The organism is Bradyrhizobium diversitatis (assembly GCF_016031635.1).
Taxonomy (GTDB): Bacteria; Pseudomonadota; Alphaproteobacteria; order Rhizobiales; family Xanthobacteraceae; genus Bradyrhizobium; species Bradyrhizobium diversitatis.
Map to the genome: position 1 here is coordinate 350,896 of NZ_JACEGD010000011.1, position 25,151 is coordinate 376,046.

The following is a 25,151-nucleotide window of genomic DNA, read 5'->3' on the forward strand; positions in this document are numbered from 1 at the left end:
CCGCCGGGTCGTTCGGCCTCAGCCCTGATTCTTCGCTACATGCGCGGCGAAGGCGTCGATGAATTGCTGCAGCACCGTCTTGAGGGAGTCCTTGGTCAGATTGCCGTCCGCGTCGAAGGCGTCGCCGACGCCACTGAGGTAGATTTCCGGCTGCTGGAGAACCGGACCGGAAATGCCCGGCAGAATGTTCTGCAGATGCTTGGCCGCGCTGACGCCGCCGAGCAGCCCGGGCGAGTTGGAGATGATGCCGACCGGCTTGCCGAGGAACGAGCTCTTGCCATAGGGCCGCGAGGCGACGTCGATGGCATTCTTCAGAACGCCCGGGATCGATCGGTTGTATTCGGGCGTGACGAACAGGACGCCGTTCGACTTCTGGAGCTTCTCGCGGAAGGCGAGCCAGTCCGCGGGCGGCGCGCCCTCGAGGTCCTGGTTGAAGAACGAAATGCCTGCCGGCGTGACGACCTCGAGCTTGAGCGATCCAGGCGCCAGCTTGGCGAGCGCATTGGCGATCTTGAGCGAGAAGCTGTTGTTGCGCAGACTGCCGGCGATCGTGACGATGTTGTAGGCCATGGAATGTCCTCGAGGGCTTGAGCGGGAGTGCCGTCCCGGCACTTAAGCCAACCGGACCGATGGATGCAAGTGCATGAATTGGTCGGATTTGGAAACGCTGCGTTTCGCGAATGCGGCCCAAACAAATCGGACCGCCAAGCGGCGGCCCGATGGTTCGCGCAAACGTCGCGTGCAAATCAGATCGTCGGATTCCACGCCGACGGGATCAGGCGATATTTGGCGCCGTCCTTCTCGACATGGCCGACCGAGGGAAAGGCGAAGTGAAAGCCGATCACGGTCGCCTTTTCCGCTGCCGCCATGTCGTAGAACTTGTGGCGCGTCGCCTGCGCCATCGCGGCGTCGTTGTCGAACACCACGTGCCAGTCCGGATTGCGCAGGAAGAACTCCGGAATGTTGGTGACATCGGACTGGATCAGCACCTTGGCGTCGCCCGAGGCGACTGCGAAGGAGGTGTGCCCGGGCGTGTGGCCGGGTGTCGCGATGGAGGTGATGCCGGGCGCGACCTCCTTGCCCCACTCGTACTTCGTCAACTTGGACTCGAGGCCGGCGAAGGTCTTCTTCACGTTGGCGAAGTAGTTCTTCATCATCGGATTGGCCTCGGCCTTGGCGGCGTTGTCCTCGCTGGTCCAGAACTCCCAGTCCTTGCCCGGCACCATGATCTCCGCATTCGGGAAGGCCAGCGCGCCGTCGGCCAAACGGATGCCGTTGGTATGGTCGGGGTGTAGATGCGACAGCAGCACGATGTCGACGTTCTTGGGGTCGACGCCGGCGGCCTGAAGGTTTTGCAGCGTGCGGCCGACCGCGCCCTTGCTGGCCTCGAAATTCGCAATGCCATTGCCGGTGTCGATCAGGACCAGCTTGGAGCCGGTGTTGATGAGCTGCGGATTGAACGGCACCGTGACCATGCCCTTCGGCATGTAGGCCGCCTCGCCGGCCGCGAGCGCCTCCTCCTTCGGAATGTTGACGACGAACTTGTCCGGCATCGGGAAGGTGCGCGCGCCGTCGTTGATCGAGGTGCACTCGAAGCTGCCGACCTTGTAGCGATAGAAGCCCGGCGCCTGCGTCCCGGCTTGCGGGGCTGAGGCATTCGCGGCGATGGGCCCGAACCCGGTGACAGCCGCCGCGCCCATGGCGGCGGCGCCGGTGAGCAGGTGACGGCGATTGAGATCGGTCATGGAATGTCCCTTCTGAGCGCCTTGCGGTTCTTCCGCTTGAAACGGCGGCGGAATAATCCCCCGCGTCGCTCAGAAGGCAAGACCCTCTTTCGGTGACGTGCCGTCGCACGTCATGATTATTTATTTGGGTTGATGAGGAATTTTTCGCCGGTGGCGCGTTTGGCGTAAATCGCGATGTTGGCGGGATCGAGCACCTCGGGAAGCGACACCACCTTGGTGTAATGACTGGCGAAGGTGGTCTTGAGCTCGGATGCCACGCGCTGGCGCAGGCGCCCGATTTCGGCCGGGCCGATGTTCTGAAGGAACGGCGTGAGCAGCCAACCGCCGACACCCCAGCTCAGCCCGAACGAGCGGTTCAGCTCCGTCGGCCGCGTGTCGAGGCTGCCATAGATGTAGACCTGCTTGTACACGTTGGAGCCGTAACGGCTGTACTCCTTCGCGGTCTTGTTGGCCGCGATTTCCATCGCGGTCAGGATCTGGCTCGCCAGCTTGCCGCCGCCGATCGCGTCGAAGGCGATGGTGGCGCCGGTCTCGACCAGCGCGTTGGTGAGGTCGTCCATGAAATCAGGCGCGCTGGAATCCACGACGTGCTTGGCGCCGATCTTGTGAAGGATGTCGGCCTGCTCCTTGCTGCGGACGATGTTGACGAGGCCGATGCCGTCCTTGATGCAGATCTTGTTGAGCATCTGGCCGAGATTGGAGGCGGCGGCCGTGTGCACGAGCGCCTTGTGGTTCTCCCGCCGCATCGTCTCGGTCATGCCGAGCGCCGTCAGCGGATTGACGAACCAGGAGGCACCGTCCGCGGCCGTGGTGCCCGCCGGCAGCTCCATGACGTCGCGGACCTTGAGCACGCGGTACTGCGTGTACATCGCGCCGCCGATCATCGACACCGTCTTGCCCATCAGCGCCTTCGCCGCGTCCGACGATCCGGTTCCGATCACCGTGCCGGCCCCCTCGTTGCCGACCGGCAGCGACTGATCGAGCCGGGCTGCCATCATCCGCATCGCCGCTTCCGGCATCGTGGCGGTGATGACCGGCATCTCCTTGGTCCCGGAAGCCTTGGCGGCCGACATGTCGGCTGGCCCGATCAGAAGGCCGAGGTCGGAGGGGTTGATCGGCGAGGCTTCGACGCGGACCACGACCTCGTCGTCGGCCGGCTCCGGCGTCGGGATATTGACGAGGGACAATTCAAGCTCGCCGCTCTTCTTCAGCAGCGAACGCAATTGCAGTCCGGTCTTGCCGTCGCTCATGTCGATCCTCCCCTGTCCGTCTTTGCCGCGGCGCCGGCTTACGCCAGCGCCTTCAGTGCCGCCCTGCCGCCGTAGAGCGCCTGCTTGCCGAGCTGCTGCTCGATGCGCAGGAGCTGGTTGTATTTGGCGGTGCGATCGGAACGTGCAAGGGAGCCGGTCTTGATCTGGCCGCAATTGGTGGCGACCGCGAGGTCGGCGATGGTGGAATCCTCGGTCTCGCCGGAGCGGTGCGACATCACCGAGGTGTACCCGGCCTTGTGCGCCATCTCGACGGCGGCGAGCGTCTCGGTCAGCGTGCCGATCTGGTTGACCTTGATCAGGATCGAGTTGGCGCGGCCCGCCTTGATGCCTTCGGCAAGGCGCTTGACGTTGGTGACGAAGAGGTCGTCGCCGACCAGCTGGCACTTCTTGCCGATGAGATCAGTGAGCTCCTTCCAGCCGTCCATGTCGTCTTCCGACATGCCGTCCTCGATGGTCACAATCGGATAGCGCGAGACCAGGTCTGCAAGATACTTCGCCTGCTCGGAGATCGAGCGGGTCTTGCCCTCGCCTTCATAGACGTATTTGCCGTCCTTGAAGAACTCGGTCGAGGCGCAATCGAGGCCGAGCACGATGTCGGTGCCCGCCTTGAAACCGGCCTTGCCGATCGCGTTCATGACGAAGTCGAGCGCGGCATCCGCCGACGGCAGGTTCGGCGCGAAGCCACCCTCGTCGCCGACATTGGTGTTGTGGCCGGCTTTCTTCAGCTCCGACTTCAGCGTGTGGAACACCTCGGCGCCGTAACGCAGGCCCTCGGCAAAGCTCGACGCGCCGACCGGCAGGATCATGAATTCCTGGAAGTCGATCGGGTTGTCGGCATGCACGCCGCCGTTGATGATGTTCATCATCGGTACCGGCAACAGGCGCGCGGAGGTGCCGCCGACGTAACGGTAGAGCGGCATGTCCAGCGAGTTCGCGGCGGCCTTGGCGCAGGCGAGCGAGACGCCGAGGATGGCATTGGCGCCCAGCCGGCTCTTGTTCGGCGTGCCGTCGAGGTCGATCATGATCTGGTCGATCTGGGCCTGCTGCTCGACGTCGAGGCCGCTCAGGGCCTCGAAGATCTCGCCGTTGACGGCGCCGACCGCCTTGGAGACGCCCTTGCCGAGATAGCGGGCCTTGTCACCGTCGCGCAGTTCCACGGCCTCGTGGGCGCCGGTGGAGGCTCCCGACGGCACCGCAGCGCGGCCGAGCGCGCCGTCCTCCAGCACGACATCGACCTCGACGGTGGGATTGCCCCGGCTATCGAGGATTTCGCGGCCGATGATGTCGATGATGGCGGTCATGATGTCCACTTCCGTTCGTTAGAGCTGATCGGTGCCGCGGGTCTTACACGGGCCGCAAGCAAATGTGAACGCTTGGAAGAGCCGCTTCGACTGACGCATGAAGCGCCTCGGATTATGTTCGACCGAATCTGGTCCGCGTGCCCAACCTCAATCTGAAACAGTCGGGGTAACGCCATGAATCGCCGCCAGTTTCTTGCTTCGAGCGCCGCGCTGCTCATTGCCCGCCCAGGGTTTGCACAGGAAGCCCCGTTCCGGACAAAATACTATCCCATCAGCCCGGGCATCGGCCTGCATGATCTCACGCCCGCGCCTGATGGCGCGGTTTGGTTCACGGCGCAGGGCAAGGGCCTGCTCGGCAGGCTCGATCCCCGGGATGGCAGTTTCAAGACGGTCAGCCTCGGCCAGGGCGCAGCGCCGCATGGCGTGACCATCGGCCCCGATGGAGCGCCCTGGATCACCGAGGGCGGCCAGAACGCGATCGCGCGGGTCGACCCCACCGGTCTCAAGGTCACGCTGTTCCGCCTGCCGGAAAAGTTCGCCTACGCCAATCTCAACACCGGCGTGTTCGACAAGCAAGGCACCTACTGGTTTACCGGCCAGTCCGGCTATTACGGCCGGCTCGCGCCGAAGACTGGCGAAATGAATGTGTTCAAGGCGCCGAAGGGCATCGGTCCCTACGGCATCACGGTCACGCCGAAAGGCGAGGTCTGGTACGCCTCCCTCGCCGGCAGCCACATCGCGAGGATCGACCTCGCGAGCGGCAATGCGACCGTGGTCGAGCCGCCGACGCCGAACCAGGGTTCGCGGCGGGTCTGGTCGGATTCGAAGGGGCGGATCTGGGTCAGCGAGTGGAATAGCGGCCACGTCTCGGTGCACGATCCCGCCGATGGCTCCTGGAAGACATGGAAGCTGCCGGGCGAGCGTCCCCGCGCTTACGCCGTCTATGTCGACGACAAGGACAAGGTCTGGCTCACGGATTTCTCCGCCAACGCCATCGTGCGCTTTGATCCCACCACCGAGCGGTTCAACGTGTTCGCCAGCGACAAGGCCAACGCCAATGTGCGCCAGCTCGATGGCAGGCCGGGCGAGCTGTGGGGCTGCGAGTCCGGCAACGACCGGATCGTCATGATCCAGACGACCGCGCACGGTTGACGACAGCGGCATTTGCGTCCATCCCGGCACCCGAAACAGGATGTGACGACGATGGCGAAGAAATCCCTCCAGCTCGGCCGGGCGGTCGAGTGGCCGCATACGCCGGAAGAAGCCCAGCTCGACCGCGTGCCCAATCCGCAAAAGGGCACCGATTATCTGGTGCGCTTCACGGTGCCGGAATTCACCTCGCTCTGCCCGGTCACGGGCCAGCCTGACTTCGCGCATCTGATGATCGACTACGCGCCGGGTGCGTGGCTGCTGGAGTCGAAGTCCCTCAAGCTCTACATCGCCAGTTTCCGCAACCACGGCGCGTTCCACGAGGACTGCACCGTGATGATCGGCAAGCGTATCGCCAGCGAGATCAAGCCGAAATGGCTGCGCATCGGAGGCTACTGGTATCCACGCGGCGGCATTCCGATCGACGTGTTCTGGCAGACCGGCCGCGTTCCGAAGGGCCTGTGGGTGCCGGAGCAGGGCGTCGCGCCCTATCGCGGGCGGGGCTAATAGGCACTCAGCAAGTCCACCTTGGCATTCGCCAGCACCAGCCGCCGCGCCAGGATGGCGGCGAGGTTGCGCATGATCTTCAGCGACGTTTCCGGGTGCAGCCGGCGATAATCGGCAAAGCTGTCCAGCGGCAATTCGAGGCAGGTAACGGGTGTGTCGGCGAAGACGTCGGCGCTGCGGCTTTGCTCCAGGATCGCCATCTCGCCGAATTCCATGCCGGGGCCGAGGGAAGCGAGCCGGACGCCGCTCGGCAGCTTCACGCTGACCATGCCGCTCTGGAGAAAGAACAGTGAATTGGCGGGCGCACCGGCAGCGACGATGCGCTGGCCGGCCGCGTAATGCCGCGTGGTCGACAGCTTAACGATGGCGGCGATCTCCTCGGCGTCGAGCTCGGCGAGCAGCGCCTGCTCGTGAAGATGCGCACTCTCCTTCACGTCGGTGAAGCCACCAAAGCGGTAGATCACCTGGTCCTCGGCCCATTCGATGGCGTCGTCGAGCAGCGTGAAGCGCCGCAGCCGACGCAAATCCGCCGCGCGGGCAGAGATCGCGCACCAGACCGCGGAGGTCTCCTCGAGGCCCGACAGAATCGTGGTGACGCCGCCATGACCGAGCGCTGTCAGCGTCTCGCCAAGCAACTCGGTGCCGGCCGCGGTGATGTCGGGCACGCGGCGGAAATCGATGATCAGAAGCGGTGCGCTCGGCGGCTCGCTGCTGAGCCTTCGGGTGACGTAGTCGATAGTGCCGAAATTCATCGCCCCGACCAGCTCGAGCACGCGGATGTCGCTGTGACGCTCGTCGAGGATCTGCTGCTCGTGCGGCTGACGGCTGCGGCGCGAGGAAATACCGTAAATGTCGTAATCCGCCATGATGCTGGTGCGGACATCGGCGTTGCGGTTGAGCATGTGCAGGTCGAACCGCGCCGAGAGCGCCTCGCACACTTTCAGACCACGCACGCTGTTGAAATGATTGTCGAGCAACGGCGAGAAGGTGCCGAGCCCGAGTTGCGAGGGCAGCGCCGCGACGATGCCGCCGCCGACGCCGCTCTTGGCGGGAATGCCGACGCGATAGGTCCACTCGCCGGCATAGTCGTACATGCCCGAGCTCGTCATCACCGACAGCGTGCGCGCAACGATGTGCGGCGTGATCACCTGTGCGCCCGTCACCGGATTGATGCCGCGGTTCGCAAGCGTTGCCGCCATCACCGCCAGATCGCGCGCGGTGACGAGGATGGCGCACTGGCGGAAATAAACGTCGAGCACGGCGTCGACGTCATCCGGCAGCACCGCGTAATTCCGAAGCAGCCAGGCAATGGCGCGGTTGCGATTGCCGGTCGCCGTCTCCGAGGCATGAACGGCCTCATCGACGCCGAGCTGGCGGCCCGCGAACTCGCTGAGCTTGGCCCGGACGCGCTCGAAGGCGCCCTTCCCGTCCACCTCGTAGATCAGGCCCGAGCAGGCGATCGCGCCGGCATTGACCATTGGGTTGAAGGGACGGTTGTCGTTGGTGAGCCGGATCGAATTGAACGCTTCGCCGCTCGGTTCGACCCCGATCGTGGCCGCGACACGCTCTTCGCCGACCATCTCCAACGCCAGCGCAAAGACGAACGCCTTCGACACCGACTGGATCGTGAACGGCACTGCGCTGTCGCCAACCTCATAGACATGGCCGTCGATGGTGACGAGCGCGATGCCGAAATGATCGGGGTTGGCGCGCTTCAGCTCGGGGATGTAGTCGGCAAGGTCGCCGGAATGATCGAGCCTGAACTCCTCGTGGCAATCGGTCAGGAAGCGGCGGAGCGGAGGCCTGGTCGGATACCCGGTCGATCCAGGCGTGCCTGCTGGGCTGGGCAAACGGTCGGGCTGCGCATCCACGGTCCACCTCGATTTGCCCGGATTAAAAGCAATTCGTGTGCCATGCATACGCGACTGACGGTGTCATGGTGAGGCGACAGCCCACTCCAGGGCCCCTGGACGTCAGCGCGCATCCGCCGGCGCGCGCTGCTTGAGCAGTCGGGCGCAGACGAGGCCCAGCACGACCATGATCGCGGCGCTCGCGAACAGCGTCGGCATCTTGCCGGCGTGCTGGAGCCCGAAGCCATAGGCGAGCGGCCCCACGGTCTGCCCCATGAAGAAGAAGAACGAATGCAGCGACAGCGCGGTGGCACGCGCCTCGACCGAAAGCTCGCTGGCAAAGACCTGGAGACAGCCATGGGCGATGTAGAACCCCCAGCCCATCACGACGAGGCTCAGCGCCTGAACCTCCCAGCGCGGACCGAAAGCCACGGCGACGAGCTGCGAGGCCACCAGCGCCATGCCCGCGATCATCATGCCCTTCACGCCCAGCCAAGGCAGCAGGCGCGACACCGTCAGCGTGTAGAACAGGCCGCCGACCGCAAAGCCGGCGATGACGATGCCGGCGATCGACAGCGAGGTCTGGCCGAGCTCGAACTGGAACGAAGCGATGTAGGGAAACAGGCCGAGCACGCAGCAACCTTCGATGAACACCGCCGAGTAGCAGACATAGGCGTTCGGATTGGTGAAGATGGTGCGATAGCCGGCCTTCAGCGCCGACAGGCTCGTCTTCGGCGGATGCTTGACCTTGGCGCCGCGGAAGCCGGCCGCAACGGCGATCGAGGCGACGATCACGAGCGCGCCGAGCACCGCCAGCACCCCACGCCAGCCGAGGAAATCGCCGATCAGGCCGGAAGCCGAGGCGCCAAGCAGATTGCCGGTCATGGCGCCGGCGAGCGTGCGGCTGATCGCGACCTGGCGTTTGTCGGGCCCGACGAGATCGCTTGTGAGGCTCAGCGCCACCGGAAACACGCCGCCGGAGCCGATGCCGGCGAGGATGCGGGTCGCGAATAAAACCGAGAACGAGGACGAGAGCGCGCCGAGGATGTTGGCAAGGCCGAGCAGCGCGAGGCAGCCGATCATCAGCCGCGTCTTCCCGAACAGATCGGCGGCGGCGCCGATGATCGGCTGGATGATCGAGAAGGTAAAAGCGAACACCGCGGCAAAGCCCGCGGCAGTGGCGATGCTGACGCCAAAATCCTCGGCGACGTGCGGCAGCACTGGATCCAGCGCGCGTGCCGAAAGTGCAGCAGCGAAGCTCGCGCCTGATATGACGTAGAGCGCTGTCGGCAAGCCGTGATCGTGCGGCCGCGCCTCGCCTTCCTGCATCAGCGCGGATTCTTTGCGAGCGCGTCGAATGCCATCAGCCTGGCGATCAGCGCCTCGAACTCCCGTAGCGGCACCATGTTCGGTCCGTCCGAGGGCGCGCGGTCGGGATCAGGATGGGTCTCGATGAACACGCCGGCAACGCCGACCGCAACGGCCGCGCGTGCGAGCACCGGCACGAATTCGCGCTCGCCGCCCGAGGAGGTCCCCTTCCCGCCGGGCTGCTGCACCGAATGGGTGGCGTCGAAGATCACGGGCGCGCCGGTGGTACGCGCCAGGATCGGCAGCGCGCGCATGTCGGAGACGAGCGTGTTGTAGCCGAAGGACACGCCGCGCTCGGTGACGAGCACGTTGGGATTGTCGGCGCCGGTGATCTTGCTCACGACATTGGCCATGTCCCAGGGCGCCAGGAACTGGCCCTTCTTGACGTTGACGACCTTGCCGGTTGCGGCCGCGGCGAGAAGGAGATCGGTCTGGCGGCACAGGAACGCGGGGATCTGCAAGATGTCCACGGCCTGCGCCACCTCGGCGCATTGCGTGGCCTCGTGCACGTCGGTCAGCACCGGCAGGCCAAGCGCGGATCGGATCTCCGCGAAGATCGGCAGCGACTGGGCGAGACCAAGCCCGCGCGCCGCCGATGCGCTGGTGCGGTTGGCCTTGTCGAAGGAGGTCTTGTAGACGAGGCCGATGTTCAGCCGCGCGGCGATCTCCTTCAGCGCGGAGGCGACCTCCAGCGCATGCTGGCGGCTCTCGAGCTGGCACGGTCCGGCAATGACCGAGATCGGCAGATCATTGCCGAACTTGACCGTGCCAATGGTGACGACCGGCGCCGCTGAATTCGAAGAGCTCAAGACAAATCCCTCGTTTCGGCGCGACCATAGCCCCCACGAAGGTCGGATCAACCCTATTCGGTCCGGGCGGCCCGAATATCAGGGTTGCGCCGGCGCCGCCGGCGCCGCCCTTGCATCGGCAGGTTCCTACTTCACGGCCGAGAAGGCAGTCGGCGTCAGGAGCTGGCTGACGATATTGCCGACGATCTGGCCGTCGGCTTCACTCTCGGCGCGCGCTTTCATCCAGTCCGGATCGGTCATGAACTTGCCCCACTTCGTCTCGCGCTCGGCAAGCGACTCCCAGGCCAGGAAATAGGTCAGCTCCTGGTTCGATTCGCCGATCAGCGTCGTGAAGAACCCGGCCTGCTTGATGCCGTGCTTCTCCCAAAGCTTCAGCGTGACGGTCTCGAACCGCCTCAAGAGCGCCGGCAGGCGGCCGGGCACGCAGCGATAGACGCGCATTTCGTAGATCATTCATGTTCCTCCCTGAACAGGTCCGGCGGTTATAGCGGCTGGCCCCGACGGTGTCTTGAGCCCGGCCCGGCCGCCCCTGTGGCGTTCTGCGCATGGCTTGAGCTTCCGGCGCTGCATCAGACTCCCGCAATGCTGCCGCAATGATCGGGCCGCTAGAAAGGCTCAGTTGCGGTTCAGGTGCCTGTTACATGCGGATTTTGCTCGTCGAGGATGAAGCGGAGATGGCCGGTGCGCTGGCCTCGGCGCTGAAGCGCTACGACATGGTGGTGGACCATGCCCCGACGCTCGCCGAGGCGGAGGAGGCCATTTCCGCCGACGTCCATGCCGCCGTCCTGCTCGACCGCCAGCTTCCCGACGGCGATGGCCTTGCCCTGATCCCAAAGCTCCGCGCGCGCGCCGACGGCGTACCGATCATCGTCCTGACTGCGCGCGGGGAGCTCGCCGACCGCATCGCCGGGCTCGACGGCGGCGCCGACGACTATCTGGCAAAACCGTTTGCAGTCGAGGAGCTGCTGGCGCGGCTGCGCGCAGTGCTGCGGCGGCCCGCCGGCCTCTCCCCCGAAATCATCCGCGCGGGCCGCCTCGCCTTCGATGTCGGCCATCGCGAGGCCAGCATCGACGGCCAGCCGTTCGAGCTGCCGCGCCGCGAGCTCCTGGTGCTGGAAGCCTTGGTTCGTCGCATGGGCCGAACCGTACTGCGCTCGGCGCTGGAAGAGGCGGTCTACAATTTCGACGACGAGATCCAGTCGAACGCGCTCGACACGCATGTCTCGAGGCTGCGGCGAAAGCTCGCGGAAGCCGATGCGGGTATCGAGATCCACGGCATTCGCGGCGTTGGTTATCTGCTCAAGAAGTTGCCATGAGCAAGCACGACGATCCCTATTGCTTGCGCTCGCGGCTGAGCTGGCGCCTGCTCTCGCTTCAGGCCGCGATCCTGGTCGCGCTGGTTGCAATCGTCCTCGCCGGGCTTTGCGCCTCCGGCTTCGTGCTGGCCGAGAGGGACGAGGACCGAGTCATCGATGTCGTCCAGCGCGCGCTCACGCGCGACGCGCAAGGCGAATTGGCTTTGCGGCCGACGGCCGAGCTGAAACAGTTGCGGAGTGAGACGCCAGACCTCTGGTTCCTGGTGCGCGACCGGCTGGGGCGTTCGCTCAGCGAAGGCACCGTGCCGGCCGAATTCGCTACGATCGGCGGTGGTCTCGACCAGATCAGCCAGGCGCGGCTCGGCTGGCAGCTGCTCGAGGACGATCCGCGCAAGCCGGCGGCGCGGCTGAAGCGGGTCGACACCGACGCCGGCAATGTGCAGGTCATCACCGCAACGCAAGGACGTCTCACCGGCGCCAAGGCGCTGTTCACGACCTCACTCGCGTTCCTCGGCATTGCCCTGCCCGGCCTGCTGCTGATGGGAACGGCGACGTTCATCGCAACGCCGATGATCGTGCGGAGCACGTTTAGGGGGCTCGATTCCGCAGCGGACGAGGCACGGCGCATCGATATTCATCAGCGCGGCGCGCGGCTTCCGGTGGAGCGGATCCCGCTGGAGGTGCTGCCGCTCGTGACCGCGATCAACGACGCGCTGGCGCGGCTCGACCAGGGCTATACCCGCCACAGGCGCTTCGTTGCGGATGCGGCGCACGAGCTTCGCACACCGATCGCGATTCTGAACACGCGGCTGGAATCGCTTGCCCCAGGACCGGACAAGACCCGCCTGCTGGAAGATTCCGCACGGCTGGCGACGCTCGCCGACCAGCTGCTCGATATCCAGCGGCTCGACCATTGCTGCCATCCCTTCACCAGCGTCAATCTCGCCGCCGTTGCGCAAAGCGTCGCCGCCGACCTCGCGCCGCTGGCGATTGCCGCCGGCTACGAGCTGGCGCTTGATGCGCCGGCGACACCGGTCGAGACGACCGGCGATGCGGCAGCCCTTGAGCGCGCACTGACCAATCTCGTGCAGAACGCGATCCAGCACGGCCCTCGCCGCGGCGCGATCGGGATTCGCGTCAGCAGGCCCGCGACTATCGAGGTTACCGATGAAGGCCCCGGAATTCCTGCCGATCAGCGCGAACAGATCTTCGAGCCGTTCTATCGGCTGATGCCGCTCGATCGCGGCGCCGGCCTCGGCCTCAACATGGTGCGCGAGATCGTGCAGCTACATGGCGGCCAAGTCTCCGTAGCGGACGGGCCGGAGGGCGGAGCCTGTTTTCGGATGACGCTGCCGCCGGTCCGACAGAGTTGATTCAATCCGCATTCGCCGCTGAAGCGCAATGCAGTCGCAATGCACCTCCGCAACATTGCATCCGTCTCACCTCTGATCTCAGGAGGTGCAAACCAAGATGCCGGAGTGCGCATGCCCAACGATTTCCTTTCCTTCTTCCTGTCCTGGATGTCGTCCCCGCGTCTGGTCGGCGCAGTCGCACCGTCGGGTGCGGCGCTCGCCGATCTCATCACGCGCGAGATCAGCGCATCGACGGGGCCGATTCTCGAGCTCGGGCCCGGCACCGGCGCATTCACCTACAAGCTGCTCAAACGCGGCGTCCGGCCGCAGGATCTCACGCTGATCGAATACGGCTCCGACTTCATGAAGCTCCTGCAAGTGCGCTTTCCCGGGGCGCGCGTGCTGTGGATGGACGCAGGCCGGCTTGCGAGCGAGCGCCTCTATGACGGCGCCCCCGTCGGCGCGGTCGTGAGCGGCCTGCCGCTGCTCAACATGTCGAGGCGCAAGGTCATCTCGATCCTCAGCGGCGCGTTCAGTTATGTCCGTCCCGGTGGCGCCTTCTACCAGTTCACCTATGGTATGAGCTGCCCGGTGCCGCGGCCCGTGCTCGACCGGCTGGGCCTGCGCGCAAAGCTCGTGGATCGCGCCTTGCTGAACGTGCCGCCGGCCGCGGTCTACAGGCTGACGCGGCGGCCACAGATGAAGTTGATCACGGGATCGCTTGCGCCTCAACCATCGGCGCGGGTCGCGCCGGCGCCGATGCATCACGCGCGCGACCACTCCGCCGCGCGCTGAGCGGTTAGACCAGCCGGCTCTGCACCATCGCCGCCTGAATGAACGAGGCAAACAGCGGATGCGGCTCGAAGGGGCGCGACTTCAGCTCGGGGTGGAACTGGACGCCGATGAACCAGGGGTGATCCTCGTACTCGACGATCTCGGGCAGCACGCCGTCGGGCGAGAGGCCTGAGAATTTCAAGCCGTGCTGCTCGAGGCGATCCTTGTAGGCGGTGTTGACCTCGTAGCGATGGCGGTGGCGCTCGGAGATCTCGGTGGCGCCGCCATAGACCTCAGAGACGCGGCTGCCGCGGTTGAGCGCGGCGGGATAGGCGCCAAGGCGCATCGTGCCGCCGAGATCGCCGGCCTGCGAGCGCTTCTCGAGTTCGTTGCCGCGCAGCCATTCCGTCATCAGGCCGACCAGCGGCTCCTTGGTCGGGCCGAATTCGGTGGAATTGGCGTCCTCGATGCCGACGAGGTTACGCGCGGCCTCGATCACCGCCATCTGCATGCCGAAGCAGATGCCGAAATAGGGAACGTCGCGCTCGCGTGCGAACTGAGCCGCCTTGATCTTTCCTTCCGCGCCACGCTGGCCGAAACCGCCGGGCACCAGGATGCCGTTGACGTGCTCGAGGAACGGCGCCGGATCTTCCTTCTCGAAGATCTCGCTCTCGATCCAGTCGAGATTGACCCTCACCTTGTTGGCGATGCCGCCATGTGAGAGCGCCTCGATCAGCGACTTATACGCATCCTTCATGCCCGTGTACTTGCCGACGATGGCGATGGTGACGTTGCCTTCGGGGTTGCGGATGCGCTCGTTGATCTCTTGCCAGCTGCGCAACTCCGGCGGAATACGCGAGGCAATGCCGAAGGCGGCGAGCACTTCGTCGTCGAGACCCGCATTGTGATAGGCCTCGGGCACGGCATAGATGTTGTCGACGTCGCGCGCCTCGATCACGGCGCTTTCGCGCACGTTGCAGAACAGCCCGAGCTTGCGCCGCTCTTCCTTCGGGATCTCGCGGTCGGTGCGGCAGAGCAGGATATCCGGCTGGATGCCGATCGAGCGCAGCTCCTTCACCGAGTGCTGCGTCGGCTTGGTCTTGAGCTCGCCGGCGCTCGGGATATAGGGCAGCAGCGTGAGGTGGATATAGACCGCGTGATCGCGCGGCAGCTCGTTCTTGAGCTGGCGGATCGCCTCGAAGAACGGGAGCCCCTCGATGTCGCCGACGGTGCCGCCGATCTCGACCAGCACAAAGTCGTAATCGTCATTGCCGTCGAGGACGAATTCCTTGATGGCGTTGGTGACGTGCGGAACCACCTGGATGGTCGCGCCGAGATAGTCGCCGCGGCGCTCCTTGGAGATGATGTCCTGGTAGATGCGCCCCGTCGTGATGTTGTCGGCCTTGGTCGCCGGCCGGCCGGTGAAGCGCTCGTAGTGACCGAGATCGAGATCGGTCTCCGCGCCGTCATCGGTCACGAACACTTCGCCGTGCTGGTACGGCGACATCGTTCCGGGATCGAGGTTGAGATAGGGGTCGAGCTTGCGGAGGCGGACCTTGTAGCCCCGGGCCTGCAGCAGGGCACCGAGTGCCGCTGAAGCCAAACCCTTGCCGAGCGAAGAAACCACGCCGCCGGTGATGAATATGTACCGCGCCATGGGACTTAACCTCTAATCCCCTAAATTCGATTCGCCAAAGCGATTCGTATTCCGCCCCAAAAGATTTTGCGGGCTGTGGGTGAGCCAGAACTAACAGTGGTGACAGTGCCTTGATGGGGATTGTTGATGCAGGACGGTAGCGACCGGCCTGCATGGCCCCCCTGCTTTATTGCGAGCGCGGCACCTGCGGACCTGACGGCGCCTGGTTCTGCTGCTCGTCAGCCTTCTTCAGCGAATCCAGGATGCCGCCCGAGGTCGGCGGCGCGATCGGCGATCCGCCGGCCGGCTGGGTCTGCGACGCAGGCGTGCCAATGATCGATGACGGCTTGCGGTCGTAGCCGGCGTACCAGGACAGGAACAGACTGGTGAGAAAGAAACCGACGGCCAGGATCGCGGTGGTCCGCGTCAGAAGGTTCGCGGTACCGCGGCTCGACATGAAGCCGGCGCCCCCGCCCATGCCGAGCCCGCCGCCTTCCGACTTCTGGAGCAGGACGGTGCCGATCATGACGGCGACGATCATGAGGTGGATGACGATGACAACGGTCTGCATAATATCCTTCCGTCACAAGCGGACGGCGCCTGACGGCGGCCGATCGCGCTTCGCGGTTTTCCTGAAGTTGCGCGGTGTTACACGATCGGGAGGCGTATTGCCACCCCCGATCGGATCCGAACCCAACGGTTTGAACGAGCCCGGGCAGCGCTTAGTTAGGACAGCCTTTGGCGATCGCAAGGAAATCGGCTGCTTTCAGGCTGGCGCCGCCGACCAGCGCGCCGTTGACGTTTTTCACCGCCATCAGTTCAGCCGCATTCGAGGGCTTGACCGATCCGCCGTAGAGGATGCGCATTCCGGCACCTTCGGCTTTGAACCGGGAGATCAGGAGTTCCCGGATAAAGCCATGAATCTGCTCGACATCCTTGGCTGTCGGCGTCAGCCCGGTGCCGATCGCCCAGACCGGCTCGTAGGCCACGACCAGATTGGCTGCGGTGGAGGCGTCTGGCAGTGAACCGTTCAGCTGGCTGCGCAGGACGTCCAGGGTTTGGCCGGCATCGCGCTGGCCTTGCGTCTCGCCGATACAGACGATCGCCGTCGCCCCGGCGCGCCAGGCGGCTTCGGCCTTCTGGCGGACCAGAGCATCGCCTTCGCCGTGGTCGGCGCGGCGCTCGGAATGGCCGACGATGATGGCGGTTGCACCCGCATCCACCAGCATTTCGGCGGCGACATCGCCGGTATGGGCGCCGGACGCCTTGGGATGGCAGTCCTGGGCCCCCACCGCGACCTTTTCGCCGCGCGCCTTGTCGGCGAAGGCGGCGACCAGGGTCGCCGGCGGGCAAACCAGCAGGTCGGCCTTGCCGGCTACGTCTGCCGCACCGTTGAGCATGGCGTCGAATTCGGCAGCCTGGGCTTTCAGCCCGTTCATTTTCCAGTTGCCGGCAATCAGCGGTCGGATGGCGTCGGTCATGTCAGGGTCCAGCAAAATGAGGTTTGTGGATGCGCTAGCAGAGCTCTCGCGGCAGTTCCAGATTCTTGTTTTGACGCGTTTTCTTGAAGCGAACCGGGTCCGCTTCGCTGGAAAACGCTTTGGGGCCTCAGTCTCGAGCGGCCGCGTGAGGCGAGGTTGCGGGGGGAAAGCCGCCACTTTATGATGAACTATCAATTTGGTGACGCGCTTTTGCGGAATCTGCATTAAGACGCGCTCCGTTCCCCTCCTGACCAAACAAGTTGGACCAAATGCTTCGAGGAATGCGCAAGGCCTCATCAAACTGGCTCGGCAAGACCATCATGGCCATTGTGATGGGCGTGTTGATCATCAGTTTCGGCATTTGGGGCATCGCCGACATCTTCAAGGGCTTCGGGCAGTCCACGGTGGCCAAAATCGGCAGCACGGAGATTTCGCTCAACGAGTTCCGCCAGATCTACACCGACCGCCTCCAGCAGATCAGCCGCCAGTTCGGCCGGCCGTTGACGCCCGACCAGGCCCGCGCCTTCGGCATCGATCGCCAGGTGCTCCAGCAGACCATCGCGGAAGCCGCCCTCGACGAAGAGGCGCGCCGGCTCGGGCTCGGCCAGACCGACGACCAGATCCGCCAGGTCATCATGAACGATCCCAACTTCAAGGGTGTCGGCGGCAATTTCGATGCGAACCGCTTCCAGGCCGTGATCCGCAATTTCGGCTATACCGAGCAGCGCTACGTCGCCGAGCAACGCAAGGTGTCGCTGCGCCGCCAGATCACCGGCACGATCGGCGCCGGCCTTGAGCCGCCGAAGGCCATGATCGACGCGCTCACGCGCTTCCAGAACGAGCAGCGCTCCATTGAATTCGTCAAGCTCGACGCCGCGCAGGCAGGCACCATCGACGCGCCCTCGCCCGAAGCCCTCGCCACCTATTTCGAGGATCACAAGGTCCAGTTCCGCGCGCCCGAATACCGCAAGATCGCCTTCGTCGTGATCTCGCCGGAAGACATCGGCAAATGGACCGAGGTCTCGGACGAGGACGCCAGGAAGGTGTTCGAGCAGCGCAAGGACCGGCTCGGCACGCCGGAGAAGCGACAAATCCAGCAGATCGTGTTTCCGAACGTCGCCGACGCGCAAGCGGCACGCGAGCGTCTCGTCGGCGGGCTGTCGTTCGAAGACCTCGGCAAGGAGCGTGGGCTGAGTGCCTCCGACATCGACCTCGGGCTCGTGACCAAGTCTTCGCTCACTCCCGCGGTCGGCGACGCCGCCTTCGCACTTCCCGTCGGGGAGATCAGCCAGCCGATCCAGGGCGCTCTCGGCACCTCCATTGTCAGGGTCGACAAGATCGAGCCGGGCAAAGAGGCGGACTACGCCAGCCTTGCCGGCGACATCAAGCGCGAGATCGCGACCGAGCGCGCGCGCGTCAAGGTCGCCGATCTCCGCGACAAGATGGAAGACGAGCGCGGCGGCGGCTCCAGCGTGATCGACGCGGCGCAGAAGCTGGGCCTCACCGCCGTGACCATCGACGCCGTCGACCGCTCCGGCCGCGCCCCGAACGGCGAGCCGGTCGCCAGCATCCCGCAGGGTCTCGACGTGGTGTCGCAAGCCTTCAACACCGACGTCGGCGTCGACAACGACGCAATCTCGTTCAAGGGCGGCTATGTCTGGTACGACGTGCTCGCCATCACGCCCTCGCGCGACCGAAATCTCGACGAGGTCCGCGACCAGGTCGAGGCGCGCTGGCGCCAGGACCAGATCGCGGCCAGGCTGAAGGCCAAGGCGACGGAGATGGTGCAGAAGCTCGAAGCAGGCGGCAAGCTCGCTGACGAGGCCGCCGCTGTTGGCGCCAAGGTCGAGACCGCGACCGGCTTCAAGCGCGACGACTCGCCCGCCGGCGTGCCCGCCACCCTCGTGTCGGCCGCCTTCCGTACCGCCAAGGACGGCGTCGGACAGACGGCCGTGAGCGGCGGCAGCGAGGTCATCGTCTTCCGCGTCACCGACATCGTCGATCCCGCGGTCGATGCCGCCTCCGACGCGGTCAAGAAGCTGAAGGAGAGCCTCGACCGGGCCCTGACCGAGGAGCAGGTTGCCTCCTACGTCAACAAGCTCGAGACCGACATCGGGACCACCATCAATCAGGCCGCCTTCGCGCAGGTGACCGGCGTGAACCAGTGAGTTGAAAGCACGCGATGGACGACCTGAAATCGATCATTGGAAAAGTGGCGACCGGCGCCAGCCTGTCGCGTGACGAAGCCGCTTCCGCCTTCGACGCCATGATGTCGGGCGAGGCCACGCCATCGCAGATGGGCGGGCTGCTGATGGCGCTGCGCGTGCGCGGTGAGACCGTGGACGAGATCACCGGCGCCGTTTCTGCGATGCGCTCCAAGATGCTGACCGTGACGGCGCCGCCCGAAGCCGTCGACATCGTCGGCACCGGCGGCGACGGCTCCGGCTCGGTCAACGTCTCGACCTGCGCCTCCTTCATCGTCTCGGGCGCCGGCGTGCCGGTCGCCAAGCACGGCAACCGCGCGCTGTCGTCGCGCTCGGGCGCCGCCGACGTGCTGGCCTCGCTCGGGGTGAAGATCGACCTGAAGCCGGAGCAGGTCGGACGCTGCGTGCGCGAATGCGGCATCGGCTTCATGTTCGCTCCCGCCCACCACCCCGCGATGAAGAACGTCGGCCCGACCCGGGTCGAACTTGCCACGCGCACGATCTTCAACCTGCTCGGCCCCCTGTCCAATCCGGCCGGCGTGAAGCGGCAGATGGTCGGCGTTTTCTCCAGGCAATGGGTGCAGCCGCTGGCGCAGGTGCTGAAGAACCTCGGCTCGGAATCCGCCTGGGTCGTGCATGGCTCCGACGGCCTCGACGAGATCACCCTCACCGGCCCGACCTTCGTCTCCGCGCTCCACAATGGCGAGATCCGGAATTTCGAGGTGACGCCCGAGGAGGCCGGACTGTCGCGTTGCGAGGCCGGCGCGCTCAGGGGCGGTGACGCCGATGCCAATGCGATCGCGCTGCAAAGCGTGCTCGACGGCAAGCCGAGCCCCTATCGCGACGTGGCGCTGATCAACGCCGCGGCCGCGCTGGTCGTGGCCGGCCGCGCCAAGGACCTCAAGGAGGGCGTCGCGATCGGCGCCCGCTCGATCGACAGCGGCGCGGCCAACGCGAAGCTGAAGCACCTGGTCGCAGTCTCCAACAGCTGAACTCCCGCATGCCCGACATCCTGACCAAGATCGAGACCTATAAGCGCGAGGAGATCGCGGCAGCGAAGCGGACGCGTCCGCTCTCCGCCGTGGAGGCGCAAGCCAAGGCCGCATCCACGCCGCGTGGTTTCCTCCGCGCGATCAAGAGCAAGGTTGCCAACGGCGACTACGCGCTGATCGCCGAGATCAAGAAGGCCTCGCCCTCCAAGGGTCTCATCCGCGCCGATTTCGACCCGCCGGCACTCGCAAGAGCCTATGAGGCGGGCGGCGCGGCCTGTCTGTCGGTGCTGACGGATACGCCCTCGTTCCAGGGCCATCTCGACTTCCTGGTGGCGGCGCGCGCGGCAACGTCACTGCCGGTGCTGCGCAAGGATTTCATGTTCGACACCTATCAGGTGGTCGAGGCCCGCGCGCACGGCGCCGACTGCATCCTGATCATCATGGCGGCGCTCGATGATGCCGCCGCGAGGGATATCGAAGACGCCGCCGTCGCCCATGGCATGGACGTCCTGATCGAGATCCATGACCGCGCCGAGCTCGAGCGGGCGCTGAAGCTGCGGTCGCCGATGATCGGCGTCAACAACCGCAACCTGCGCACCTTCGAGACCACGCTTGCGACCAGCGAGGCGCTGGCGCCGCTGATCCCTCGGGACCGACTGATGGTCGGCGAGAGCGGTATCTTCACGCCAGAAGATCTCGCCCGGCTCGAGCGCGTCGGCATAGCGACGTTCCTCGTCGGTGAAAGCCTGATGCGGCAGGCCGACGTCGCTGCGGCGACGCGCGCGCTGCTCGCGCGCAACACGATGGGCACGCGCTGATATGGCGCGCAAGCCAGCCAAGACGAGGCCAGCCAAGACGAGGCCAGCCAGGACGAAGCCGGCCAAATCCAAGGTCGGCCCCGCCCTCACCCATATCGGCGCCTCCGGCGAGGCGCGGATGGTCGACGTCTCGGACAAGCCCGCGACCGAGCGGCTTGCTGTCGCGGAAGGCCGCGTCGTCATGACCAGGGCGACGCTCGACCTGATCGTATCCGGCAACGCCAAGAAAGGCGACGTGCTCGGCACCGCGCGTATCGCCGGCATCATGGCCGCCAAGCGCACCTCGGAGCTGATCCCGCTCTGTCATCCGCTCGCGCTGTCGAAGGTCATCGTCGATATCGAGCCTGACGCCAAGCTGCCGGGCTGCGTGGTACGGGCCAGCGTGAAGGTGACCGGACCGACCGGCGTCGAGATGGAGGCGCTCACGGCGGTCTCGGTCGCCTGCCTCACCATCTACGACATGATCAAGGCGGTCGAGCGCGGCGTGCGCATCGAAGACATCCACCTGGTCGAGAAGCTCGGCGGCAAATCCGGCCACTACCGCGCCTGAAACCGCTTGCTGCGGCGAACCGCCTCTCGCGCGGCGCACATCGATTGCTTTTGAGCGCGGCCTTTCATGTTGCGTTAACCGCGCTTCCTAACTTTGCCTCCACACCGTTCCCGTAAACCAACGGATGTTTCCAGGGCCAAGAATTGATCCTGAGGTGTGCCCGGCAATGATCCAGCATGATGACGAAATTCGGCAGTCGCCTCTTTGACCAAGCCTTCGTGCGCGGCGGACCGATCCGCTGGCTGGTGGTGGGCGGCACGCTGCTGATCGCGGCCATCGCCATCGGCTCTGTCCTGATGGCGCAGAATTTCCGCGAGCGGGCGCTGCGCAACTCCGGCCGCGAGCTGGAAAACACCGTGCTGCTGCTCGCTCATCATTTCGATCAGCAGTTGCAGGATTTCGCGGTCATCCAGAAGGATTTCGTCGACCACGTCCGTTCGATCGGAATCACGACCGGGGAAGACTATCGCAAGCGCCTTTCGGGCGAGGACGTCCACCGGATGCTGCGGTCGAAGATCGAGGCGCTGCCCTACATCGGCGGCGTCAACGTCACCGATGCCGAAGGCAATCTGATCAATTCGTCGACGGCATGGCCGGCTCCCAAGGTGAACGTGGCCGATCGCGCCTACTTCCGCACCTTCAAATACGATCCCTTTTCGCCTGATGTCCTGATCGAGCCGCTGCATAGCCGCGTCTCGGGCGCATGGACCATCCTGGTGGCCCGGAAGATCGTCGGGCCCAGCGGCGAGTTCCTCGGTGTCGTCGGACGCGGCATCGAACCAGCCAACTTCGAGAAATTCTTCGCCTCCGTCGTGCTCGGCGAAGGCGCGACGATCTCGATGCTGCATCGCGACGGCACGCTGCTCGCCCGTTATCCCCATTCCAGCGAACTGATGGGACGTAATTTCAAGACCGGTTCGTTCGCACATCAGAGGATTTTCGGCCTCGATCACTTCGCCGGCCGCTTCACGAGCCCCGTCGACGGCGAGGACCGGCTGATCTCGGCGCGTGCCCTGCCGCACTTCCCGATCCTGATGATGGCCAGCACGACGCGCGCGGCGGCCCTGACCGACTGGCGGGAACAGATCGGCATCCTGATCTCGGTCGCCGCCTCTTCCGCGCTCGCCATCGCAGGCGTGCTGATTGCGATCGTGCGCAAGCTGCTGGAGCAGCACCGCCTTTCGCGCGAACGGCTGACGCTGGAGAAACAGCGGCTCGACCGCGCCGTCAACAACATGACGCAAGGCCTCTTGCTGTTCGACGCCGAGCAGCGGCTCGTGGTCTGCAACCAGCGCTATCTCGAGATGTACGGTTTGTCGGCCAAGGTCGTGAAGCCCGGCTCCCGTTTCCGCGACATCATCGCTCATCGCAAGGCGACCGGCTCGTTCACCGGCGACGTCGACGCCTACGTCGCGCGCGTCCTGAAGGACATTCATCTCCGCAACTCCATGGTGGTCGATACCGCCGATGGCCGCTCGATCCACATCCTCAACGAACCGCTCGCGGATGGCGGCTGGGTGGCGACCCATGAGGACATCACGGAGCGCCGTCGCATCGAGGAGCGCATCACCCACCTCGCCCATTACGACGCGCTCACGGATCTGCCCAACCGCGCCATGTTCCACGAGCATCTGCGGCAAGAGCTGGCCGCGATCCGCGACGGCGAGCAGGTCGCGGTGCATTACATCGACATCGACGAGTTCAAGGGCGTCAACGACGCGCTCGGCCATCTCGTCGGCGACGAGCTGTTGAAATCGGTAGCCGCGAGCCTCCAGCGCTGTGCAGGCCCGGCGGACTTCGTGGCGCGACTCGGTGGCGACGAATTCGCCATCGTGCAGAGCGCGGTGATGTCGCCGGACCAGGTCGACGAACTCGTCGCGCGAGTCTTCGAGACCATCCGCACGCCGTTCGACTGCATGGGCCATCATCTCACCACCGACGCCAGCATCGGCATTGCGCTTGCGCCGGAACACGGAACGGTGCTGGACCAGATCCTCAAGAACGCGGACATGGCGATGTACGCGGCGAAGTCCGCCGGACGCCGCACCTACCGCTTCTTCGAGCCGGAGATGGACACCAGGGTCCGCGAGCGCCGTCAGCTCGAGAGCGACCTGCGCCACGCCATCGCCCAAGGCGGGTTCGAAGGCGGGCTCGAGGTTCATTACCAGCCCTGCCTCGGCCTGAAGGATGACCGCATCACCGGCTGCGAGGCATTGGTGCGCTGGCGTCATCCCGAGCGCGGCATGGTCTCGCCGGCCGAATTCATCCCGATCGCCGAGGACACCGGCCTCATCAACGAGATCGGCGAATGGGTGCTGGCGACCGCGTGCCGGGACGCGGCCACCTGGCCCGACGACATCCGCCTCGCCGTCAACGTCTCGCCGGTGCAGTTCAAGAGCGGCACGCTGGCGCTGAAGATCATGGCGGCGCTCGCCGCGTCGAACCTGCCGGCGAGCCGGCTCGAGCTCGAGATCACCGAAGCAGTCCTGATCCGCGACGACGATGCCGCGCTCGCGATCCTGCACCAGCTCCGAGCCATCGGCGTGCGCATCGCGCTCGACGATTTCGGCACCGGCTACTCATCCCTGAGCTATCTGCACCGCTTCCCCTTCGACAAGATCAAGATCGACCGCTGCTTCGTCGACGACATCGCACGCCCCGACGGCTCCGCCAGCATCGTTCAGGCCGTCGTCAACCTGGCGACCTCCCGCCGCATGACCACCACGGCCGAGGGCGTCGAGACCGAGGAGCAGCGCCGCCTGCTTCGCACGCTCGGCTGCTCCGAGATGCAGGGCTATCTGTTCAGCGCCGCCAAGCCGGCCGACAAGATGCTGGAGCTGTTCGCGCTGCACCGCAGCCGGCTCGCCCGGCGCGAAGGCAGTGAAGGCCGCCGCCGCGAGGCAAGCTAGGTCCTCCGCGACCCATCGCGCTTGACGGTTACGCTGGGTCCAAGTATTTCCACTCTTGCAGCCGCTGTGATGCCGCTGCCGTAGGCGTTACCGTCATCCAACGCGTCCTTTGTCGAGAGGATCCCAGCAGGGAGATCTCGATTCACGAGACGCCACGGTCATGCCATCACACCTCCTGTTTGCGGACGCCTACCCGTTCAAGATGCCGAATCCGGCACGAATGCCGCGATGCCGGCTGTCTTGTCGGATGGCTCGCCATGAGGATTTCGAGGGTTGCCGTGGCCTTTTCAATCGAAAGGCAACACCATGAAGATGACTGGCAACACGATTCTCGTCACGGGCGGCACCAGCGGCATCGGCCGTGCGCTCGCCAAGGCTTTTCACGATCGCGGCAACCGCGTCATCGTGACGGGGCGACGGCAAGCCCTGCTTGATCAGATCACGGCTGGGCGCCCCGGCCTGATCGGCATGCCGCTCGACCTCGACGATCCATCGAGCCTGCCGCGCCTGTCGGCCGACATGCGCGCACGATTTCCCGAGCTCAACGTGCTGATCGCCAACGCTGGCATCTCGCGAGCGGAGGACATGACCGATGATGGTTGGAACACCTCCGACGCGGAGGCGATCGTCGAGACCAACATTCTCGGCGTGCTGCGCGTGACGGCGGCGTTCCTGCCGGCGGTGAAAAAGCAGCAGAACGCTACGATCATCGCAACCGGCTCGAATCTCGCCTTTGTGCCGCGCGCCGACTTCCCGACCTACTGCGCCAGCAAGGCGTTCCTGCATTCCTGGCTGCAATCGCTGCGGCATCAGCTCCGCAGGATTCCGGTCGAGGTGCTGGAGCTCGCACCGCCCTATGTCCAGACCGAGCTTACCGGCGCGCGGCAGGCAAGCGATGAGCGCGCGATGCCGTTGCCAGCCTACATCGCAGAGGTCATGCAATTGCTAGAGCTGCGGGTTCATCCCCGCGATGAAGTGCTTGTCGAACGCGACCGCGCTCGTCGATGGGCCGAGCGTGAGGGCCGCTACGAGACGACCTTCGCCGCCATGAACCCGAGCTGAGACAACCCAAAACGAATTCGCCCGGGAGGGGTCATCCACTCCCGGGCGATCGATGTC

Annotated in this window: 22 protein-coding genes; 11 read left to right on the forward strand and 11 right to left on the reverse strand. The window is 65.4% G+C overall.

What is annotated here, in order from left to right:
* Positions 1 to 18 precede the first annotated feature (18 nt).
* The 4 genes from H1B27_RS13730 to eno form a co-directional block, all read right to left on the reverse strand.
* Complete coding sequence (locus H1B27_RS13730; protein ID WP_197966401.1) at positions 19 to 570, reverse strand: NADPH-dependent FMN reductase; 552 nt, start codon at positions 568 to 570, stop codon at positions 19 to 21.
* Positions 571 to 746: 176 nt separating this feature from the next.
* On the reverse strand, positions 747 to 1,745 hold the full coding sequence (locus H1B27_RS13735; protein ID WP_197966402.1) for an MBL fold metallo-hydrolase: 999 nt from the start codon (positions 1,743 to 1,745) through the stop codon (positions 747 to 749).
* Positions 1,746 to 1,861: 116 nt separating this feature from the next.
* Entirely contained in the window at positions 1,862 to 2,995 is a 1,134-nt protein-coding gene (locus H1B27_RS13740; RefSeq protein ID WP_197966403.1) for a zinc-binding dehydrogenase, read from the reverse strand.
* A gap of 38 nt (positions 2,996 to 3,033) precedes the next feature.
* On the reverse strand, positions 3,034 to 4,317 hold the full coding sequence (gene eno, locus H1B27_RS13745) for a phosphopyruvate hydratase (protein ID WP_197966404.1): 1,284 nt from the start codon (positions 4,315 to 4,317) through the stop codon (positions 3,034 to 3,036).
* A 174-nt stretch (positions 4,318 to 4,491) separates the two neighbouring features.
* Between eno and H1B27_RS13750 the strand changes: the two genes are divergently transcribed.
* Together H1B27_RS13750 and queF are read left to right on the forward strand one after the other, a co-directional pair.
* The gene (locus H1B27_RS13750) at positions 4,492 to 5,469 is read left to right on the forward strand and encodes a Vgb family protein (protein WP_197966405.1); all 978 of its coding nucleotides are present in this window, start codon (positions 4,492 to 4,494) and stop codon (positions 5,467 to 5,469) included.
* A 51-nt stretch (positions 5,470 to 5,520) separates the two neighbouring features.
* Positions 5,521 to 5,973, forward strand: coding sequence for a preQ(1) synthase (gene queF, locus H1B27_RS13755; protein WP_100230722.1), 453 nt, complete (start codon positions 5,521 to 5,523; stop codon positions 5,971 to 5,973).
* Here queF and glsA read toward each other — a convergent pair.
* The 4 genes from glsA to H1B27_RS13775 all read right to left on the reverse strand — a co-directional run bounded on the left by glsA (position 5,970) and on the right by H1B27_RS13775 (position 10,453).
* Positions 5,970 to 7,844, reverse strand: a complete 1,875-nt coding sequence (glsA, locus tag H1B27_RS13760) for a glutaminase A (RefSeq protein WP_197966406.1) — start codon at positions 7,842 to 7,844, stop codon at positions 5,970 to 5,972. The two genes, queF and glsA, sit on opposite strands and share 4 nt — an antisense overlap.
* A gap of 102 nt (positions 7,845 to 7,946) precedes the next feature.
* Entirely contained in the window at positions 7,947 to 9,152 is a 1,206-nt protein-coding gene (locus H1B27_RS13765; protein ID WP_197966407.1) for an MFS transporter, read from the reverse strand.
* Positions 9,152 to 10,000: a 3-deoxy-8-phosphooctulonate synthase gene (gene kdsA / locus H1B27_RS13770; RefSeq protein ID WP_197966408.1), complete on the reverse strand. Its 849-nt coding sequence runs from the start codon at positions 9,998 to 10,000 to the stop codon at positions 9,152 to 9,154. The genes H1B27_RS13765 and kdsA overlap by 1 nt, the downstream gene beginning before the upstream one ends.
* 126 nt (positions 10,001 to 10,126) lie before the next feature.
* Positions 10,127 to 10,453 carry an NIPSNAP family protein gene (locus tag H1B27_RS13775; protein WP_061881836.1) on the reverse strand — a complete coding sequence of 109 codons (327 nt, stop codon included), beginning with the start codon at positions 10,451 to 10,453 and terminating at the stop codon, positions 10,127 to 10,129.
* A 188-nt stretch (positions 10,454 to 10,641) separates the two neighbouring features.
* On the opposite strand from H1B27_RS13775, the gene H1B27_RS13780 reads away from it, so the two are divergent.
* The 3 genes from H1B27_RS13780 (at position 10,642) to H1B27_RS13790 (ending at position 13,463) form a co-directional block, all read left to right on the forward strand.
* Positions 10,642 to 11,316 carry a response regulator gene (locus H1B27_RS13780; RefSeq protein WP_061881837.1) on the forward strand — a complete coding sequence of 225 codons (675 nt, stop codon included), beginning with the start codon at positions 10,642 to 10,644 and terminating at the stop codon, positions 11,314 to 11,316.
* Positions 11,313 to 12,689: a sensor histidine kinase gene (locus tag H1B27_RS13785; protein WP_197966409.1), complete on the forward strand. Its 1,377-nt coding sequence runs from the start codon at positions 11,313 to 11,315 to the stop codon at positions 12,687 to 12,689. The genes H1B27_RS13780 and H1B27_RS13785 overlap by 4 nt, the downstream gene beginning before the upstream one ends.
* Positions 12,690 to 12,800: 111 nt before the next feature.
* Entirely contained in the window at positions 12,801 to 13,463 is a 663-nt protein-coding gene (locus H1B27_RS13790) for a class I SAM-dependent methyltransferase (protein ID WP_197966410.1), read from the forward strand.
* Positions 13,464 to 13,467: 4 nt separating this feature from the next.
* Here H1B27_RS13790 and pyrG read toward each other — a convergent pair whose 3' ends face one another.
* The 3 genes from pyrG to tpiA all read right to left on the reverse strand — a co-directional run bounded on the left by pyrG (position 13,468) and on the right by tpiA (position 16,559).
* Positions 13,468 to 15,099, reverse strand: a complete 1,632-nt coding sequence (pyrG, locus tag H1B27_RS13795; RefSeq protein ID WP_197966411.1) for a CTP synthase — start codon at positions 15,097 to 15,099, stop codon at positions 13,468 to 13,470.
* Positions 15,100 to 15,265: 166 nt separating this feature from the next.
* Complete coding sequence (secG, locus tag H1B27_RS13800) at positions 15,266 to 15,649, reverse strand: preprotein translocase subunit SecG (RefSeq protein WP_197966412.1); 384 nt, start codon at positions 15,647 to 15,649, stop codon at positions 15,266 to 15,268.
* A 151-nt stretch (positions 15,650 to 15,800) separates the two neighbouring features.
* Positions 15,801 to 16,559: a triose-phosphate isomerase gene (tpiA, locus tag H1B27_RS13805; RefSeq protein WP_197966413.1), complete on the reverse strand. Its 759-nt coding sequence runs from the start codon at positions 16,557 to 16,559 to the stop codon at positions 15,801 to 15,803.
* A 269-nt stretch (positions 16,560 to 16,828) separates the two neighbouring features.
* On the opposite strand from tpiA, the gene H1B27_RS13810 reads away from it, so the two are divergent.
* From H1B27_RS13810 to H1B27_RS13835, 6 genes are all read left to right on the forward strand, one after another.
* Positions 16,829 to 18,727 (forward strand): SurA N-terminal domain-containing protein, encoded by a 1,899-nt coding sequence (locus H1B27_RS13810; RefSeq protein ID WP_197966414.1) that lies wholly within the window; start codon positions 16,829 to 16,831, stop codon positions 18,725 to 18,727.
* Positions 18,728 to 18,741: 14 nt separating this feature from the next.
* Positions 18,742 to 19,755 (forward strand): anthranilate phosphoribosyltransferase, encoded by a 1,014-nt coding sequence (gene trpD, locus H1B27_RS13815; RefSeq protein ID WP_197966415.1) that lies wholly within the window; start codon positions 18,742 to 18,744, stop codon positions 19,753 to 19,755.
* 8 nt (positions 19,756 to 19,763) lie between these two features.
* On the forward strand, positions 19,764 to 20,573 hold the full coding sequence (gene trpC, locus H1B27_RS13820) for an indole-3-glycerol phosphate synthase TrpC (protein WP_197966416.1): 810 nt from the start codon (positions 19,764 to 19,766) through the stop codon (positions 20,571 to 20,573).
* A gap of 1 nt (position 20,574) precedes the next feature.
* The gene (moaC, locus tag H1B27_RS13825; protein ID WP_197966417.1) at positions 20,575 to 21,123 is read left to right on the forward strand and encodes a cyclic pyranopterin monophosphate synthase MoaC; all 549 of its coding nucleotides are present in this window, start codon (positions 20,575 to 20,577) and stop codon (positions 21,121 to 21,123) included.
* A gap of 176 nt (positions 21,124 to 21,299) precedes the next feature.
* Entirely contained in the window at positions 21,300 to 24,032 is a 2,733-nt protein-coding gene (locus H1B27_RS13830) for a bifunctional diguanylate cyclase/phosphodiesterase (RefSeq protein WP_197966418.1), read from the forward strand.
* Positions 24,033 to 24,338: 306 nt separating this feature from the next.
* The gene (locus H1B27_RS13835) at positions 24,339 to 25,094 is read left to right on the forward strand and encodes an SDR family oxidoreductase (protein ID WP_197966419.1); all 756 of its coding nucleotides are present in this window, start codon (positions 24,339 to 24,341) and stop codon (positions 25,092 to 25,094) included.
* The last annotated feature ends 57 nt before the right edge of the window (positions 25,095 to 25,151 follow it).

What these genes read in the sequence shown, in the direction of transcription:
- queF (WP_100230722.1), top strand. Translation starts at nt 5,521, where the DNA reads ATGGCGAAGAAATCCCTCCAGCTCGGCCGGGCGGTCGAGTGGCCGCAT.
- H1B27_RS13730 (WP_197966401.1), bottom strand. Translation starts at nt 570, where the DNA reads ATGGCCTACAACATCGTCACGATCGCCGGCAGTCTGCGCAACAACAGC.
- H1B27_RS13735 (WP_197966402.1), bottom strand. Translation starts at nt 1,745, where the DNA reads ATGACCGATCTCAATCGCCGTCACCTGCTCACCGGCGCCGCCGCCATG.
- trpC (WP_197966416.1), top strand. Translation starts at nt 19,764, where the DNA reads ATGCCCGACATCCTGACCAAGATCGAGACCTATAAGCGCGAGGAGATC.
- H1B27_RS13790 (WP_197966410.1), top strand. Translation starts at nt 12,801, where the DNA reads ATGCCCAACGATTTCCTTTCCTTCTTCCTGTCCTGGATGTCGTCCCCG.
- H1B27_RS13830 (WP_197966418.1), top strand. Translation starts at nt 21,300, where the DNA reads ATGATGACGAAATTCGGCAGTCGCCTCTTTGACCAAGCCTTCGTGCGC.
- pyrG (WP_197966411.1), bottom strand. Translation starts at nt 15,099, where the DNA reads ATGGCGCGGTACATATTCATCACCGGCGGCGTGGTTTCTTCGCTCGGC.
- trpD (WP_197966415.1), top strand. Translation starts at nt 18,742, where the DNA reads ATGGACGACCTGAAATCGATCATTGGAAAAGTGGCGACCGGCGCCAGC.
- H1B27_RS13740 (WP_197966403.1), bottom strand. Translation starts at nt 2,995, where the DNA reads ATGAGCGACGGCAAGACCGGACTGCAATTGCGTTCGCTGCTGAAGAAG.
- H1B27_RS13810 (WP_197966414.1), top strand. Translation starts at nt 16,829, where the DNA reads ATGCTTCGAGGAATGCGCAAGGCCTCATCAAACTGGCTCGGCAAGACC.
- H1B27_RS13780 (WP_061881837.1), top strand. Translation starts at nt 10,642, where the DNA reads ATGCGGATTTTGCTCGTCGAGGATGAAGCGGAGATGGCCGGTGCGCTG.
- tpiA (WP_197966413.1), bottom strand. Translation starts at nt 16,559, where the DNA reads ATGACCGACGCCATCCGACCGCTGATTGCCGGCAACTGGAAAATGAAC.
- H1B27_RS13785 (WP_197966409.1), top strand. Translation starts at nt 11,313, where the DNA reads ATGAGCAAGCACGACGATCCCTATTGCTTGCGCTCGCGGCTGAGCTGG.
- secG (WP_197966412.1), bottom strand. Translation starts at nt 15,649, where the DNA reads ATGCAGACCGTTGTCATCGTCATCCACCTCATGATCGTCGCCGTCATG.
- H1B27_RS13765 (WP_197966407.1), bottom strand. Translation starts at nt 9,152, where the DNA reads ATGCAGGAAGGCGAGGCGCGGCCGCACGATCACGGCTTGCCGACAGCG.
- H1B27_RS13835 (WP_197966419.1), top strand. Translation starts at nt 24,339, where the DNA reads ATGAAGATGACTGGCAACACGATTCTCGTCACGGGCGGCACCAGCGGC.
- eno (WP_197966404.1), bottom strand. Translation starts at nt 4,317, where the DNA reads ATGACCGCCATCATCGACATCATCGGCCGCGAAATCCTCGATAGCCGG.
- H1B27_RS13750 (WP_197966405.1), top strand. Translation starts at nt 4,492, where the DNA reads ATGAATCGCCGCCAGTTTCTTGCTTCGAGCGCCGCGCTGCTCATTGCC.
- H1B27_RS13775 (WP_061881836.1), bottom strand. Translation starts at nt 10,453, where the DNA reads ATGATCTACGAAATGCGCGTCTATCGCTGCGTGCCCGGCCGCCTGCCG.
- moaC (WP_197966417.1), top strand. Translation starts at nt 20,575, where the DNA reads ATGGCGCGCAAGCCAGCCAAGACGAGGCCAGCCAAGACGAGGCCAGCC.